15 protein-coding genes and 1 pseudogene are annotated in these 15,836 nt (G+C 38.9%); 1 reads left to right on the top strand and 15 read right to left on the bottom strand.

The features are described 5' to 3' along the window. Nucleotides 1–5: 5 nt before the first annotated feature. The 8 genes from FEE42_RS09790 to FEE42_RS09755 form a co-directional block, all read right to left on the bottom strand. Nucleotides 6–1,130, bottom strand: coding sequence for a CpaE/TadZ family protein (locus FEE42_RS09790; protein WP_135969553.1), 1,125 nt, complete (start codon nt 1,128–1,130; stop codon nt 6–8). 15 nt (nt 1,131–1,145) lie between these two features. Next, nucleotides 1,146–1,634, bottom strand: a complete 489-nt coding sequence (locus tag FEE42_RS09785; protein WP_059368100.1) for a hypothetical protein — start codon at nt 1,632–1,634, stop codon at nt 1,146–1,148. After that, on the bottom strand, nt 1,631–3,034 hold the full coding sequence (locus FEE42_RS09780; RefSeq protein ID WP_135969552.1) for a type II and III secretion system protein family protein: 1,404 nt from the start codon (nt 3,032–3,034) through the stop codon (nt 1,631–1,633). The genes FEE42_RS09785 and FEE42_RS09780 overlap by 4 nt, the downstream gene beginning before the upstream one ends. A 2-nt stretch (nt 3,035–3,036) precedes the next feature. Then, nucleotides 3,037–3,822, bottom strand: coding sequence for a flp operon protein C (locus FEE42_RS09775; protein ID WP_077665810.1), 786 nt, complete (start codon nt 3,820–3,822; stop codon nt 3,037–3,039). A 77-nt stretch (nt 3,823–3,899) separates the two neighbouring features. Continuing rightward, nucleotides 3,900–4,331, bottom strand: coding sequence for an A24 family peptidase (locus FEE42_RS09770; protein ID WP_059368111.1), 432 nt, complete (start codon nt 4,329–4,331; stop codon nt 3,900–3,902). 4 nt (nt 4,332–4,335) lie between these two features. Next, nucleotides 4,336–4,551 carry a Flp family type IVb pilin gene (locus tag FEE42_RS09765; protein ID WP_059368115.1) on the bottom strand — a complete coding sequence of 72 codons (216 nt, stop codon included), beginning with the start codon at nt 4,549–4,551 and terminating at the stop codon, nt 4,336–4,338. A gap of 87 nt (nt 4,552–4,638) precedes the next feature. Beyond that, on the bottom strand, nt 4,639–4,869 hold the full coding sequence (locus FEE42_RS09760; RefSeq protein WP_059368117.1) for a Flp family type IVb pilin: 231 nt from the start codon (nt 4,867–4,869) through the stop codon (nt 4,639–4,641). Nucleotides 4,870–5,202: 333 nt separating this feature from the next. Beyond that, nucleotides 5,203–5,379: a hypothetical protein gene (locus FEE42_RS09755; RefSeq protein WP_164028379.1), complete on the bottom strand. Its 177-nt coding sequence runs from the start codon at nt 5,377–5,379 to the stop codon at nt 5,203–5,205. A gap of 147 nt (nt 5,380–5,526) precedes the next feature. Between FEE42_RS09755 and FEE42_RS09750 the strand changes: the two genes are divergently transcribed. Further along, nucleotides 5,527–6,441 carry a glycosyltransferase family 2 protein gene (locus FEE42_RS09750; RefSeq protein WP_164028377.1) on the top strand — a complete coding sequence of 305 codons (915 nt, stop codon included), beginning with the start codon at nt 5,527–5,529 and terminating at the stop codon, nt 6,439–6,441. 298 nt (nt 6,442–6,739) lie between these two features. On the opposite strand, the gene FEE42_RS09745 is transcribed toward FEE42_RS09750, so the two are convergent. From FEE42_RS09745 to tgt, 7 genes and pseudogenes are all read right to left on the bottom strand, one after another. Further along, nucleotides 6,740–7,918 (bottom strand): DUF6396 domain-containing protein, encoded by a 1,179-nt coding sequence (locus tag FEE42_RS09745; protein WP_164028376.1) that lies wholly within the window; start codon nt 7,916–7,918, stop codon nt 6,740–6,742. Then, complete coding sequence (locus FEE42_RS09740) at nt 7,918–9,990, bottom strand: phosphatidylserine/phosphatidylglycerophosphate/cardiolipin synthase family protein (protein WP_164028374.1); 2,073 nt, start codon at nt 9,988–9,990, stop codon at nt 7,918–7,920. Before FEE42_RS09740 ends, FEE42_RS09745 begins: the two co-directional genes overlap by 1 nt. 13 nt (nt 9,991–10,003) lie before the next feature. Then, on the bottom strand, nt 10,004–12,418 hold the full coding sequence (locus FEE42_RS09735; protein WP_164028372.1) for a type VI secretion system Vgr family protein: 2,415 nt from the start codon (nt 12,416–12,418) through the stop codon (nt 10,004–10,006). A gap of 223 nt (nt 12,419–12,641) precedes the next feature. Further along, nucleotides 12,642–13,649 (bottom strand): annotated as a pseudogene (locus FEE42_RS09730) (YeiH family protein). A gap of 216 nt (nt 13,650–13,865) precedes the next feature. Continuing rightward, nucleotides 13,866–14,081 carry a sulfurtransferase TusA family protein gene (locus FEE42_RS09725; protein WP_059368128.1) on the bottom strand — a complete coding sequence of 72 codons (216 nt, stop codon included), beginning with the start codon at nt 14,079–14,081 and terminating at the stop codon, nt 13,866–13,868. A gap of 3 nt (nt 14,082–14,084) precedes the next feature. Beyond that, on the bottom strand, nt 14,085–14,597 hold the full coding sequence (locus tag FEE42_RS09720) for a hemerythrin domain-containing protein (RefSeq protein ID WP_059368130.1): 513 nt from the start codon (nt 14,595–14,597) through the stop codon (nt 14,085–14,087). Nucleotides 14,598–14,654: 57 nt separating this feature from the next. Beyond that, complete coding sequence (tgt, locus tag FEE42_RS09715; protein WP_059368132.1) at nt 14,655–15,818, bottom strand: tRNA guanosine(34) transglycosylase Tgt; 1,164 nt, start codon at nt 15,816–15,818, stop codon at nt 14,655–14,657. Nucleotides 15,819–15,836 lie beyond the last annotated feature (18 nt).

Below are 15,836 nucleotides of genomic sequence, written 5' to 3'. Positions count from 1 at the left end.
TTTATTTAACGATTAATGAATGATTTGACAAATGAAGAGAAAAAACCGCTTTTTTCTTTTGCTTTATTTCCTGTTCTAGAAACTGAGCCAATAACTTTCATCATTAATGTTTCAATTTCTTTACGGCCTTTTCGTCCTAAATTAACGGATAAAATATTTTTTATACCGATATTTTTCAATACAGGGATAACAGCATCAACTGGCGCGCCCAATAATGTTTCTATATCGGTTTTAACCATTAATTTAGACGTTTCCAATCTGCTGTCGGAAATACAAATAAAGGTTCGAATCGGCTTACCTTGCATATTTCTCATTCTTTCGCATTCTTCCAAAAATTGTTTTGCCACCCGCAAGGAAGCGATACGCCGCTCCACGATTAGTAGAAAATTATTACTATGTTCAAAAAATTTCGGCAGATCGTCTTTATTCACATTGAAAATCGGTTGATCATAAATAATAAAATTGTATTTATCGGTAACAGTCGTCGATAGGTCGGATGGTGCTCCGCTAAAAAGATCAAAATTATGGCTATATTCCACAATATCGCCCTGTAATTTCTTATCAAAAAGCAAATCCAAATCTTGCGATCCGTTTTTTCCTTGGGCTAATAAAACAGGCACTTTTTTATTTAATGCAATTTGATTAGCAATATTCGAACTAATTAATGTAGCCCCAATTCCCCCCTTACAACTTAATACACTAACTTTCACTGTATTTCGTACTGTCGGAATATCCACGCCGACCGCAATATTTTCTACCATTTGGTTAATTTGAGAAGATATGTGGAAATAAAGGATTCCTTTATTTAACAATTGTTGAGAAAGTGAAATAGAATCACTTTTTCCGATAACACAACACCACACACTCTGTGGAATAATGCTATAAATCTTATCGGTAATAATTTTTGCATCATTCTCTTCTTCAAGATCAACAATAACGCCAAAAGTGTCCTCGTTTGAAATAGCAATATTAGAAATATCAAAGAGATTTTTATTAATTATTTCAATATTTTCTAATGCCCTTATTCGTAGCAGTTCCGCAATTCTTGTCGCCATATCCTTATCAGAGGAAATAACCACAATTTTACGCATATTGCCTGTGAGTATTTTTTCATTATCAAGTAACAGCATAATTTAATTTCTCACCTAAAACTTCAACTGAACACGGCTATTACTTTTTACTGCACAATTACCGTCTTTACTTAACATATTATCAATCGTCTTCCCCGGACAATTCGCAGCCTCTACTACAATTTGTTCTACTTCGGCATAAAGCGGATAAAGGGCAACTTTATTTGGATTGGCAATAAGTTGAATACGTTGGGATTCAATCCCTCGATTAAGTAAAACTTTCCGAATTTCGACCGCACTTTGATAAGCCTCTTTATTCGCCCATAATAAGCGAACTTGCTTGCTGCGATCTCTTCCCATACTGCCCAATACCGCTTGTAAAAGATTGCGCTGTGTCGCTTTAGCATAATCGGAAAGTGCATAGCGCTTGATAAGCATCCGATATTGATCCACTTGGTGTGGAATATCCGCATTATTTCTTAGTTCGTTTGCAGTCATTGCTTCGGCAGAAATAGCAGTAATTGAAGCGGATAGCGATAATAAAATCATAAATATTTTTTTCATTGAATAAACCCACCATTTTTCAAGAAGTTAGTTGTTAATGTCCGATGATAAATATTTTTAAACGGGGTTAAATTAAAGAAACGCTCCATCGTGCCGGTTTGCTCAAGTGTCGGATAGACAATTTGATCTTCAGTAACCGGTTTTACGATATTAACCGTTGCAACAACGACCAATTCTCTATTTTCACGTGAAGTTGATGCATTACGAAAGAATGAACCGATAATCGGTAAATCGCCTAACAAAGGCACTTTATTTAAATTTTCGGCATCAAGAGAGTTAATTAAACCGCCGATAATAAAACTTTCTCCGTTAGCAACCTCAAAGACGGATTTGGTTCTGCGCGTATTAAAATAAGGAATGCTACCGATATTTTCATAATTATAGTTACCGGCAAGAGTGCTCACGTTTTGATCTAAAATTAAACGAATCCGATCATTTTTTTGAACCTTCGCCCCGACTGCCAGCTTTACCCCATAATCTTTATAAATAATGGTCGCATTGCCGTCTCTGTCCCGTTGTGCAAACGGAATTTCGCCACCAACCAAAATTTCTGCGGTTTCTCCCGATAACATTGAAATATTCGGCTCAGCTAAAATCTTACCGTTATTACGGTTATCCAATGCACTGATAAAAGCGGACAGCCCATTAGCATTTAATTGCAAAATACCACTTGTTCCGTTAAAACCGCCTCCTTTAGACCAAGATCCGCCTAATAACGAACCTGAACCGGCTAAATGAGACCAATTAATTCCCAATGAATCGGAAAATTTTTTATTAACCTCAACAACAGAAAGCTTAACGTTAATCTGGGTCGTATCATTAACGTTTGAATGATTAATCACGCCGTCATATTGGTATTTATCTAAAAAAGTAATATGTTCATCGCTACCGGAACTACTTCCGCGAAATTTCACTTCCGTCACTTTTTTACTTGCGCCCAGCGCTTCCCCAACAATGCGATTTATTTCATCACTTTCTTCTTGGCTGCTTGCTTTACCTTCAATCACATAAGCCTTACCTACTTTTTTTACTAAAAGTTTGGTATTTGGAAAACGTGCTTTAATTTGTTGGTTCGTATCTTCGATGTTATTAATCAATATATTCACATTTACCGTATCGGAAGTGAGCTTATTTCCTTCAGCATCAAAGGCCGTCACCTCCGCTCTTCCCTCTTCTTTGGCGTAAATAAGAAAACTCGTATCATCGAGAATTTCATAATCCGCCACATTCGGTGAAGAGACAAAAATCGTATCAATTTTTTGATCCGTTTCGATAAACTGGCTTTGACCTTGTTCTAAATTAAACGTTTTGGCTGAAACAATATTAGAAAATAACAATATTGTTCCGCTTAACAGCAAAGTTAGCCCTATATTTTTCACTGGCTTATAGTTAATTAACATTATTATTGACCTCTTAATTTTCGAATAGATATGCCACGATGTTCAGAACTTTTATCCCTTCCTTCTGAGGGTAAAAGAATCAATTTTGATTCTTTATATAATTTATAAAATTTAGCAACCTGTTCCACATTAACTTTTACGCTAATATATCCGAAAGTATTTGTATTACCCGAAGAACTATTCTTTACTTCTTCATCATTAAAGGTTCTTACTTGTAATACTAATACCCTATCTGCAATCTTAGCTAAATCCGAACGTTCTCTTATGCTCCCTCTATCGTCCGAAGAAAAATATTGACTATAAATAGAAACATAATCTCCACCTTTAACCGTATCTAATAAATAGCGTTCACTTTCATTAATATTAATTCGAAAAGCAACTTCCTGCTTCGTATTAATACTGGAAATAAGGAATTTAGAATCAGTAGGTGAGATAATTGTAGAGGAAGAAAGTAATGAGCCACCCTGTAAATTCTCATTAACTAAATACCCCTGTAACGTCGTAGAAGAATCCTTTATTACTTCTTTTAAATCATATTCAGCCATAGGGCTATTTTCAGGAACCGTAATTTCATTGAGAGAATAATCATCAGCCTGTAAAAGCGTTCCTTTTACTACATCACGTTTTAATTCCGCTAATGTAATCAATTTTTCTATCTTATTTTCCTGATTTTCTTCAGTAGAATGACTTTGTGTAGAATTAGTATTTGTTCCTTCGTTTCCTGATGGAATAAACAGAATACCGCCAACACCGACAGCAAGAATAAGGAATGAAATAATAAATAACATTCTATAGTTCATTTTTGTACCTTAAATTTAATTGAAATAAATTCTATTTAATTATATGAAGTATTAACTTTAGTTTTCTAACCGAATAAAATCGAATTAATAAAAAAACCTGTACTAATTGCCACTCCATAAGGCAATCCTTTAGTCTTTATTTCATTTTTAAAAAATAGCCAACCAACGATAATCAACAATAACCCTGAAAAGGTAGTAAAGAAGAGAAAAGACATTATTTGAAAACTTGGTATAGCCAACATTAATACACTAATTAACTTAATATCTCCGGCGCCAATAACTTTTAGTGTAAATAAAATAAAACCGACAGACAGAGAAACCAATGCAGGAAAAATAAAAACAGTATCGTATTTTAAATAAGTAAATATCAAAATAACGGCTAATAATAATGTAACGACTCTATTACTAATAACTCTTACACGAATATCCGTCCATGACAGATTAATTAGTAACAGAATTATGAAAAAATTCAGAAGAAGAATGATACATTCTTTCATAGAATTAGCCTTTACTTAACACCGAATCGGAAACAGACTGAGTTAAAAATCTAAATTTTTCACCTAGTTCAAAAAGAAACCCTTCTTGTCCTAAAATTGCAACGACAAAAACGGCAACAGCGAACCCGACAAGACCATACTCGATTGACGTAATACCTTTTTTATCAAGTTTAAATTCTTTTAGATAAAGAAAGGTTGAAGTAAAAAGTTTATAATTCATATTATTATGACAATATGGAGAGCGGTTAATAGATTTAATAAATAACCGACCTCCATATTTCTCCTTTATTGAATTTTATAAAGGCGATTATTGTTTCTGAATATTAGCGTCTTTAATTGTTGTCGTTAAAGACTCAAATTTAGCTTTTAATTGTTGAATAAAACCATTGTCATTATAGAACACTGCTACGATTAACACGGCTACCGCTACAGCAATTAAACCGTATTCAATTGCTGTTACACCACGTTCATCTTTTCTAAAATTACGGAATGCTTCGGTTACTGAAATATATGCTTTAGTTGTTAATTGACTTAACATTTAAAAATTCTCCTAAAATAAATTTACTAATCTAAACTCTTTTGAAAGAGCCTGTATTTCAGCTTTTACTTTTCATTTCAAAGCTAAAACTTCCTCATTGTAAAAAAAAAAACAAGCCCTTTTGATAAAAAATTAAAATTTTTATCTTAGGTAAAAAACTAGAGTTAAGATATAAAAAATAAAAGACAAGTTACGATGTCAGTTTTTTAAAAAGAAAGTCACTAGAGAGGGGGGAAATGAAGAGATATATCACTCATAAATCGTCAATTTTCAATCGTTATTCATCAGCAAAATAAAAAAGGTTGGCAAGTTGATCTTAGACACTGAAGAACATCAGGAAACAAAACTATTGCATAAATCATTCACCAGCTTATTCATACCGCTTGTACCATTATTGTTATCCGTTAATTTTTTCCGCTCTAATCTATCAAGTTGTGCCGTAAAATCCGTCCAGACTGTTTTATCTCCTATACCATTTGGGGAAATACTTTTAAGGCTCGACGTTCTCATTGCTCGTTTCGCTTTAATACTTTAAAATTTTTGTTCATAAAATATCCTTGTTGTGGGTAAAAATTAAATTTTGAATACCCTCAATCACAACGACAACAAGAAACTCACTTTAAGATTTAGAGAATTAAATATACCGGAACAGCAGAGATGTCAGACAATATACCTATCAGCTTTATTTTGCCTATCTATAACGTAAAGGATTATCTCGCGGAGGCAATTGAAAGTATTTTGAAACAATCGGTTTCAAAAGAAATTATTTTGGTTAATGACGGCTCAACGGATAATAGCTTGGCAATTGCCTTACAGTATGCAAACCAATATTCGTTTATTCAGGTTATTCATAGCCAAAATAAAGGAGTAAGCGCCGCTAGAAATGCCGGTTTACGTTTGGCCAAAGGGGAATATGTTGTTTTCTTAGATCCTGATGATTACTTAGATGATAACGCGGATTTTCAAGCACTATATGAACTCGCTCAAACCTACCAAGTTCCTGTTGTAAAGGGTACTTACCGAAAACGGTTTGATCGCCAATTATTCTTATGCAAATCTATCTTTGAAGAAGTCAGTCCACAAACCGGCTATATTTCCTCATTAATTAACTGTTTTACAACAGCATTACAGGATAACTGGTTTATTCAGATTGCCTGTTTTATGATTCGGCGTACGGTACTCTTGGAAAATCAGATCATCTTCAATACCACATTACCATTCGGCGAAGATACATTATTTAACGTCGATTTATTCTCTTTAGAAGAAAACGTGTTGGAAGTTGGTTCACCTTTAGTTGTTTATCGTAGTCGCCCAAATAGCGCAATGAGTCAGCCCATCACCGAAACAAGGCTGGTTTCACAATATCGATTGATTGAAATACTACAAAGCCGATTAGAGAAAACAACCAACCCGGTACTTAAATCTTGTATCACACAAGTAATAAGCCTGAATTGTCGGCATCTTGCCCAAACCATTGAGCATTACCCAAACTTGAAAAAATATCAGTATTTAATCACAGAAGAAATGAAAGTGTTTATGCAATATACCCGATTAAATTTCTTTTCTAAATAAAACGGTTTTACAAACAAATAAGCCTATGTTGGAGCACATTACATTTAGACCAATTGTAGGTAAAAAGATGGAAAGAGTTGTGGATTCTTTTTAAAATCGGACAAAGCCAAACAGTCAAATTGACCGTTGATTTTGAATTTAATGCAACACAAATTTATATCCATTTTAAAATTCGTACCATGATTCACCACTCCGGAAAATCACAATGAGAAAATCTCATCCGTAAAACACTAAAAACACATTAAAAAACAACCGCACTTTTAAATTGTTCAGCCTAAAAGTGCGGTTAATTTTTCCGTTATTTTTTCGGTTTTTTCGGCAGACCCGTTTCTAAATCTAACCCGTTATCCACTCGAACGCCCGCCTGATTTGCCAGTTTCATCATTAATGCCTCACTTGGTTTTGGCGGAGCTTCCCCCTCATACCAACGCTGAAAGGCAATTTTGCCATCCCATTCCGGCAAAGGGGCAGGGGGTAACGGCACAATATCATCAAGATCAGGGACTTTGGGTTGGAGGTAGTCATAACGTGATAAATATTTTCGAATAATTTCATATCTTCTTGAACGTTCTTTATCAGGAACTACATCAAGAAAATCAAGACTTTCTTTAGCTATATTTTTACTAAATCCCTCTCTAAGCACGACTGCTGAGATTGAATCACCGTTTTTAACGCCTTGATGTGAGACCTTCAACGCCTCATTATATCTTTTATTAAGTTTAAAAAATGCTGCCAAATTTCCTGACGCTTCACCTAACCCTTGCTCCGATGCACACCCCCAGAATTGCTCTACAAGTTTTAAACGATATTTAAAGGCTTCTTGAGTTTCCTCTTTATCTTCTATATTTGCCAACATTTCCGCTATCACATACTGCGCTTCCCGACTGCCTAAATCCGCCGCCTTTCTTAAATAAGCATATTGACCGTCTTTTTCGGTACGTACCCCATAGCCAATATCTAAATAGCCGTACAGATTATAATAGGCGGTAGCGGGCAGTTGTTTTACCAGTTCTTCATTAAGATTATGCACTTCCGTCTGCGGCATATCGCTGCTAATCCGTCCGGTTTGTAATAGATATTGCAATCGTACATTGGCTTTATAATCGCCGTTGGCGGCGGCAATGCGGTAATAACGCGCCAGCCCGTTCCAGACCTCATCACCTTTGTCTCCCTCCCACATATTATGTAGGTCGTGATAAAGAGCATAGTTATATAATTGCTGGGTTTCTTCTGAGAGAGGCGGTCGCGCTTCTTTTTGGCAAGTAAATTCTAAGGCTGCCAGTTGTTCCAATTTTGCCATGTTTGTTTTCCTCTGTTGTTCTTTTTGTTTGGCATAGCAACGCTCCGGACGCGGACCGGAAGGCCCGCCGCCCAGGGTTATCGGTATCGGGTTACATTCCAGATAACGGTACAGGCAAAATAAGCCAACGATTACCGCTATCACCAGTATCAATAAAATTTTTAAACATTTTTTCATTAGTCAGCTCGACTTACTTTAGGATTAGGTCTAAAAAATTGGCGTAGTGGATAAAGAGGCTTTACGTCCCCATTTATTTTTGCCAATCCATTATTTCGTATTAATTTTCCCCATACATCAAATACGTCCTCAGCTACATTATAATTATACATACCCTCCGGATTGGCGGCGGCATTTTGCTTGGTATGTAACCCCCATAACCGTTTACGTAAATCACACGCCACCTCGCCCGCCTCCAAAATAATACCCAATTCCGTATCTTTTTCCATACTGCGCGTATTTAAGTTTGCCGAACTGATAACGGTGAATACGTCATCAATAATGGTGACCTTGGAATGCACATAGACTTCTTGCCACGCATTATCCGCCACAAGAGTACAAATATGCGCTTTAATCCCCGGCGTGTCGTCCAGTTCATAGCCTAGTTTTTGGGTAAATTGGCGATCTTCTTCCGGTTCGGGAATTTCCTCATGTTTTTTCATTTTATCTTCAGCTTCCTGTACCGCTCTTTTGTGCTTTGCAATTTCTTCATCAAGCGCCTTGACCCGCTCGGCGGTCGCTTTATCTAAAGGTGCCGGAATTCCAAGGGTGCCGCGGACATTGCTATTGGATAACGCCAGTTTTGCTCTTTCCGCTTCCAATTCCCCTACTCGCACTTTCTTCGCTACATTCGGCATCACATCCTGTCTGCCTAATAATTTCAACATATTATTGGTGGTAAGAGTCCCGGCACCAATACCGCTATCTGACGAGTTAGTCACGGTAAACCAGTGGATAGGGCCGGTTCTGCCTTTTCTCATGGTTTTCCAGTGCGATAAAAATTCCTCAACCAGTACCGGCCAGCGGAAATATTGGTTTTCCGTGTAAATATAGCTGGTCGTTTGTTGGATATTTTTCAAATACACTTTCATTATATCCTTTACCCGAGGTTGGTCATAAGTGCGAACAATTTGGGCGTATAATTTCATGCCGCCTTCCCCGATAGTCGGGTTGGGTTTAAAACTCGTGCGTTGAATATCCTTTCTGAGCGCCGTTAAATTTTCACTCGAATTATAATAGCCTCTATTATCGAATAATTCGTTGCGATCCCAAGATTGGCAAAAATTATAATTTAAGTCCCACAACACTTGTCCCGTCACAATGCTTGACACATCTTGCAATGGAATATTGACATTTTTCCCTTGATTCGCAGCCTTAAGATCGCCGTAAATATGTGTGCTGTGATCCCAATAGTTATCCAGCATATTGTGCTCCATCACAAACCCCACCGCCTGTTCGGGGCGTTCATAATCGATTAACACCATTTTTTGGTGGTGGGTGGATGAGCCGGCAAGGATTAATTCAGCACGCCAAGGGAGATTTTTATCAGCAAATTTTCCGTTGTTGATATCATTAAACAATGCGACCCGGCGATTTTTATATTGGATCTTTGTCAAACGTGCTTTGTCTTGTGAGATTTGCCATAAATAAGGAAATCTTTCTTTATCTTTTTCTTCCAATTTATCTATAACATTTTGAATTGCCTCATCGGCACTATCTGGAGAATGGCGAAGACTATCAAACCTTAAATGGAATTTTCCCTCTATCGCCTCATACCAATAAGCATCATAATCCATTTGTTCTTGCAAAATTTCTTTGGCGGCTCGACCATAGCCAATAATATGTCTATTACCTAAATTTGCCGCATCTTCTTTAAATATCTGCACATCTCCCCACATACTCCAAACAAGCAGTCTGACTTTCACCCCCTCTAAAGCTTTTTTAACGAGAAGATCGCCAATGCGCAATGATTTGCCATCACGCTTAAAATACATAGAGGGTTGGAAGCCCCAAATAGCAATATCGATAGAATGCTCGGCGTTTTCTATTTTTTCATAGATTGCGCCAAAGGCTTCCTCTCCGTTAATTAATGCCTTGAATGTCGCCGGAACAGGCTGACTATGAGCATCCGACATCGTGGCTTGAAGCTCTTGTTTATCTCTATCCGATAAGAACCAACTTAGCCCTACTTTTGCTCTTGGCATATATTTTGATGCCGGAATTTGAATCGGCTTTTTGATTTCCTCTGTCATTTTCTTACCTTTATTACACTAATTTTCCAATTAATTTTGCATACTCTTTAGCGATTTTAAGTGCTTCTTTTTCCTCTTTCCCTTGATCTAAATAAAATCCGTGATTCATCACTTCATCTTTTTCAGAATCCTCTTCAAATCCTTCAATCATTGGAATTTCATAATGCGCACCGTTAATAAATTTAACCTCATATTTTTCAACCTGTTCCTCATGGGTAATTTCAATTTCACCTTTATCATCGGTAATGCCTTTGCCCACTTCTTTTCCGTCGGCATAGAGCGTATAAGGCATTCCCACTAGTGGTGCGGTTGAATGAGGCGATTGGAAAAACTGAATCTGCATGATAGGGGAATTTGGCGTATGGTGTTCCGTTTCAAAACGAGTGACTTCTTCCGCCTCTCCGCTTTCCTCGATCAACTCCCCCTCAATATACACATTCCCAATCAGCTCAATTCCCTCTCGGTTGATAACTATCGAACCACCCGGGCCGCTGATTTCTACGGTTTCGTAACCCTCTAAATCAAATTGCTCGCAGATTTGCTCAAACAGTTCGCCCGCCTGCCAACTGCCGTGTTGGGCGATGTCGATGTTGAGTTCATTGCCGACGTGGATGATGGTGTCGCCATGCACATTGACATAACGGTTATTATTAATGTTGAGGAGGTCGTCTTGTTCCACTTTGGTGATACGGTTGCGGCCGATAGTTTTGATTTGGTCGCGGTTAATGGTGAGGGCTTCGTCTTGATTGACCGTTTCCGTGCGGTTGTTGCCGATGTGGACGGTTTCATTTCGGTTCACTTGTTCGGTGCGGTTATACCCCACTTGGGTGGTTTCGTCGTGTTTGACAATGTGGTTGAGGTCTTTTTCGGCGTGAAGAAAGACTTCTTCTTGTCCGTTTTCATCTTCAAAACGCAGTTCGTTAAAGCCATTGCCTTTATGGGTTTTGGATTTAATGGTGGTGCGGGTTTTATGTTTGGGGAGAAGATAGGGCGGTTCGGTGGTACTGTGATAGGTTCTGCCGGTGACTATCGGTTGGTCCGGGTCGCCGTTGAGGTATTTAACCAGCACTTCATCGCCGATTCGCGGTATCATCATATTACCGTATTGCGCACCCGCCCAGCCTTGAATCACCCGTATCCAGCAAGAGCTGTGTTCGTCTCCGTTGCTCCGTCTGTCCCACGGGAATTGTAGTTTAACCCGTCCCCATTCGTCACAGTAGATTTCTTCGCCTTCAGGGCCGACCACATGCGCCACTTGGGTGCCACGAATAATCGGGCGGGGTTTTGGCGGGCTGCGCCAAGGTTTGTGATGAGGGATGAGGAATAGGGTGTTTTCGTAATGGTTGCCACTTTTTGAGGGTTCGTCTTCAACCGTTGCCCATTCTATCGCTTCTTCCTCTAACACACCGATTTGGCTTCCCCTATGTTCGACACGTACTACTAACCATTCTTGGTTGAATGCCGCTGAGTGGTGTCCTTCGAGGCGAAAACCATAACCGGGGATGACGCGCATATCATCTCCCGTGGCCTGTGCCGTTTCTGACTGCGCCAGTTCGGCTTCCAGCCGATAACGGCTAAAGGGGTTGCCTTGTTCATCCCGTTTGTATCGGCCGGGGTAATCGTAGTGTTCATAAACACTCGGCGAATTGACCGCACTTTTAGGCGATTGAGGTGAGGAAGAATCCCTTGAGGCAGCAGGTTGGGCGGTATGTTGATGTTCTAGGTTGTAGTTAGGATTTAAGAAGGTGTAATCACGTAAAGTTTGCCGGTTTGTGGTCAGTCTGTGGCGGTATTCAAACTGCCAAAGACTGGCAAAAGGGCGCTCGCCTGCCGGGTTGGCGTTATAGGTCAAGGTGCCTAAAATGGGCGAAGACCGACTTTGATGGGCAAAACATAATTCGTGGCTGTCGGCATCATGTTTGAAATAATAATACCAACCTTCTTCCGCCGCCAAGCGTTCAATAAAGGCGACATCCGTTTCCCGATATTGTACGCAATATTCCCGTTCCCAATCCGACTGTAACGGTTCAACGGTGACTTTTTCCACCCGATTTTTTTGCAACAACGTGCGGATGATTTTTTCGCTGTTTTGATGTTGGAAAATACGGCTGTCCGATTGCAACCCCGCCCGCACTAATGCCGGCTCTACCACCATATTATAATGTGTGCGCACAAAGCCCGTTTTACCCAATCCGAAACCTGTGACAATTCCATTGATATAGCGTACTGCTTTATCCCCCTGCCAGAACGTAAACGTAACCGGTTTATCCATCAGTGCCGAAAAAGGAATATTCGGGTCAAAACTGGATAACCTCATCTCTAAACGAAAGGGCTCGGAAAGCCCTTCGGTTAACTGAAAACTCACTACATCAAAAGGGTGTTTATCGCCGGAATCAAGGGTGTAGCGGTAGTTGGATTGGGTTGCCATAGATGTCCTTTCCTTTTAGTTTGAGAGTTCAAAGTCGGTTGGTATAACTGAATTTGTTATAAGTTACGTATTGAATTACAACGACTCAAAGCACTGAAGTAGATTCTCCCTAAATTTTTCGCCATTTTCAAGTGGTTAGGAAATATCTATTTATAGCACTTTGTTTGCTTAAGTACATCATGAATTTATTACAAATGGTAAATTCCGCAAAAATTTTCCTCGCTTAGCCTAATAAGTGATAAAGCAGTAAGTTAATGCCAAATCCACCAACAACTAACCATATAAAAACAAATAAACCTAATAAAAGTGGTTTTAACCCGGCTTGTTTTATCGTACTCAGATTCGTTGTTAGACCAAGTCCCGCCATGGCAGCCATTAACAAAATCGTATCAATTTGAACTAATAAGGCGACCCATTCGGTAGGTAGTAGGTTAAAAGAATTAAATACGGCAACGAGAATAAATATCAGCGCAAAGTAAGGAATTGAAATTGCGTGATTTTGTTTCTCATCTTTGTGTAAAAAATAAGATAAGACGAGTAAAAAAGGCGCAAGCATCATCACCCGTATCATTTTTGACACCACGGCAATATCGGCAACAACAGGATTAATATTACTTCCTGCCGCATAGACTTGGGCGACCTCGTGCACAGAAGATCCAATATAAATGCCAAACTGATGAGGGTTAATATAGTCAATCAAAATAGGGTAAAGAATAGGATATAAAAACATCGCAATCGTGCCGAAAATAACGATTAAAGCAACGGCAACAGACACTTTATAAGAGGGGGCTCTTACAACCGGTTCGCTCGCAATGATTGCCGCCGCACCACAAATACTGCATCCGGCACCGGTAAGAAAAACGATCTGTTTATCAACTTTTAAGATCTTAATGCCAATCCAACAGGTTATTATAAATGTCAATATCAACATAATGGCATCGGCTACTACGGCATTCACTCCCACTTGCCCGATATCTTGTAATGTAATTCTAAAACCGTACAAAATAATGCCGAGGCGGAGCAATTTTCCTTTAGCAAAGGCCACTCAGAGATGGGTAACATGTTCGACTTTAGGGTAAAACGTATTGCCGCATAGAATACCAATGACAATCGCCAATGTTAATGTGCTGATATTTAATGTCATCATGACTTCACTATGGCCAATTAAAAAAGCGATCGCAGTAATCACTAGTACTAAAAGCAAGCCCCAAATTAAGTTTAAATTTTTCATTACGATTCTCTCGTTAGCTTAAAATCACACTACAATAGCGAATTTAATTTATAAGTAAAACTAATTATAGTTATTTTAGTCGATGGGTGTTACTCAATTAGAGTAATTGAAACAAAATAAAGCACAGAATGAGATGTGTTCATCTTTTGCTTATGCGGTAATCAAAGGTGGCTAAACGTTGTATGAATGTTTTTATAAAATTCTCTATGGATAAGCTTATTTTGAACACTTGCGAAGAATAAAGGAATGATCTCCATTTGGTTGGCAAAAACAATTTAAGGTTTTACACACTAGCTCAATATCCTTAATATCGGTCTCCGTTGAAATGAGCAGCAGTAAGCTGTCATTTTCCGTGAGGGTTGCCAGCGCTTTTTTTATCATCAGCAATGGCAAGGGGCAGCGATAATTTCGCGTATCAAGTTGATAATCCATAAATCAAGGATGACGCCGTTTCGACATAACTTGGCCAATCGCATTTAACTCAGTTTCAGACAAGTATTGTTTACCCAGCTCAAAAAGAGGTTCTTCAATAGCAATATGGTTAGCGTAGCCCGAGATGAATCGTTGAATGAGTGCCGAATCTATTTTATCGGTTTTTTGTGCGATTAATGCTTCTAATTGTTTAGAAAGTTCAAACCAATTTTTATGTAAATCAAGATGTTGGCGTTCCAGCTCCGCTACTTTTGATTTCGTTTCCGGTCGTTTAGCCATTAATGCAGGAAAAAAATCTTTTTCTTCATCATCATGGTGAAGCGGTGCGGCTTGATTAAAATACTGCAAAATAATTTTTATGTCGTTCAGTACTGCTTGATTTATGCCGTTCTTTTCTAAATAGTCGGGTAATAGACTAAGCTGATGACAAAAACGTTTGACCTTACCATGGCAGGCATAAAGCATGTCGATGGGTTCATTCCAAGTGGCGAATTGCTGAGGTTCAAGAATTTGCATAATTTTCCTTCTTTTTGTGTGAAAAGTGCGGTCATTTTTGACCGCACTTTTACTGCCCTATTCGGATTGTGGTGATGGCGTGGTATCAAGTTGCAATGGGGGAATCGGTTTTCCCATTCTGGTATAAAATTCAGTCACAAAATCATCAAAGCGATCCTCTTCGATAGCTTGACGAATTTCCGCCATTAAACGCTGATAATAACGTAGATTGTGGATCGTATTTAAGCGTGCGCCTAAAATCTCACCACATTTATCTAAATGATATAAATAGGCTTTCGTGTAATTTTTACAGGTGTAGCAATCACAATGAGGATCAAGCGGAGTGGTGTCATCACGATATTTGGCATTGCGGATTTTTACAATACCATCCGTGACAAACAAATGGCCGTTACGGGCATTACGGGTCGGCATGACGCAATCAAACATATCAATGCCGCGGCGAACGCCTTCTACTAAATCCTCCGGTTTTCCTACGCCCATTAAATAGCGCGGTTTGTCGGCAGGAATTTGCGGGCAAATGTATTCCAAAATACGGTGCATATCTTCTTTTGGTTCACCCACGGCTAACCCTCCCACAGCATAACCGTCAAAGCCAATATTGACTAAGCCTTCCAACGAAATTTTACGCAATTCTTCAAATACGCCCCCTTGAATGATACCGAAAAGTGCATTTTTATTGCCAAGTTCATCAAAGCGATCACGACTGCGTTTTGCCCAGCGAAGAGACATTTCCATAGATTTTTTGGCATAGTCAAAGGTTGCCGGATAAGGGGTACATTCATCGAAAATCATCACAATATCCGAACCGAGATCGTATTGAATTTCCATAGATTTTTCCGGTGAAAGGAAGATTCGTTCACCATTAATCGGGTTTTGGAATTTTACGCCTTCCTCTGTGATTTTGCGTAATTTACCAAGGCTAAATACTTGGAAACCGCCACTATCCGTCAAAATAGGACGATGCCACTGCATAAAATCGTGTAAATCACCGTGTTTACGCATCACTTCCGGTCCGGGGCGTAGCCATAAATGGAAGGTATTGCCAAGTAAAATTTCAGCCCCCGTTGCCCGAACTTCCTCAGGGGTCATGCCTTTCACCGTGCCATAGGTACCCACCGGCATAAATGCGGGGGTTTCCACTTTAAACGTACCCTGTGGGCGTTCAAATACTAATCGACCTCGGCGTGCGTTACCGCTTGTTTTATCTAATTCATATTTCATTTTATTTCCTCAACGAAT

Origin of the sequence: Rodentibacter caecimuris (assembly GCF_010587025.1) — a bacterium.
Taxonomy (GTDB): domain Bacteria; phylum Pseudomonadota; class Gammaproteobacteria; order Enterobacterales; family Pasteurellaceae; genus Rodentibacter; species Rodentibacter caecimuris.
This window is presented reverse-complemented; position numbering and strand designations above follow the sequence as displayed.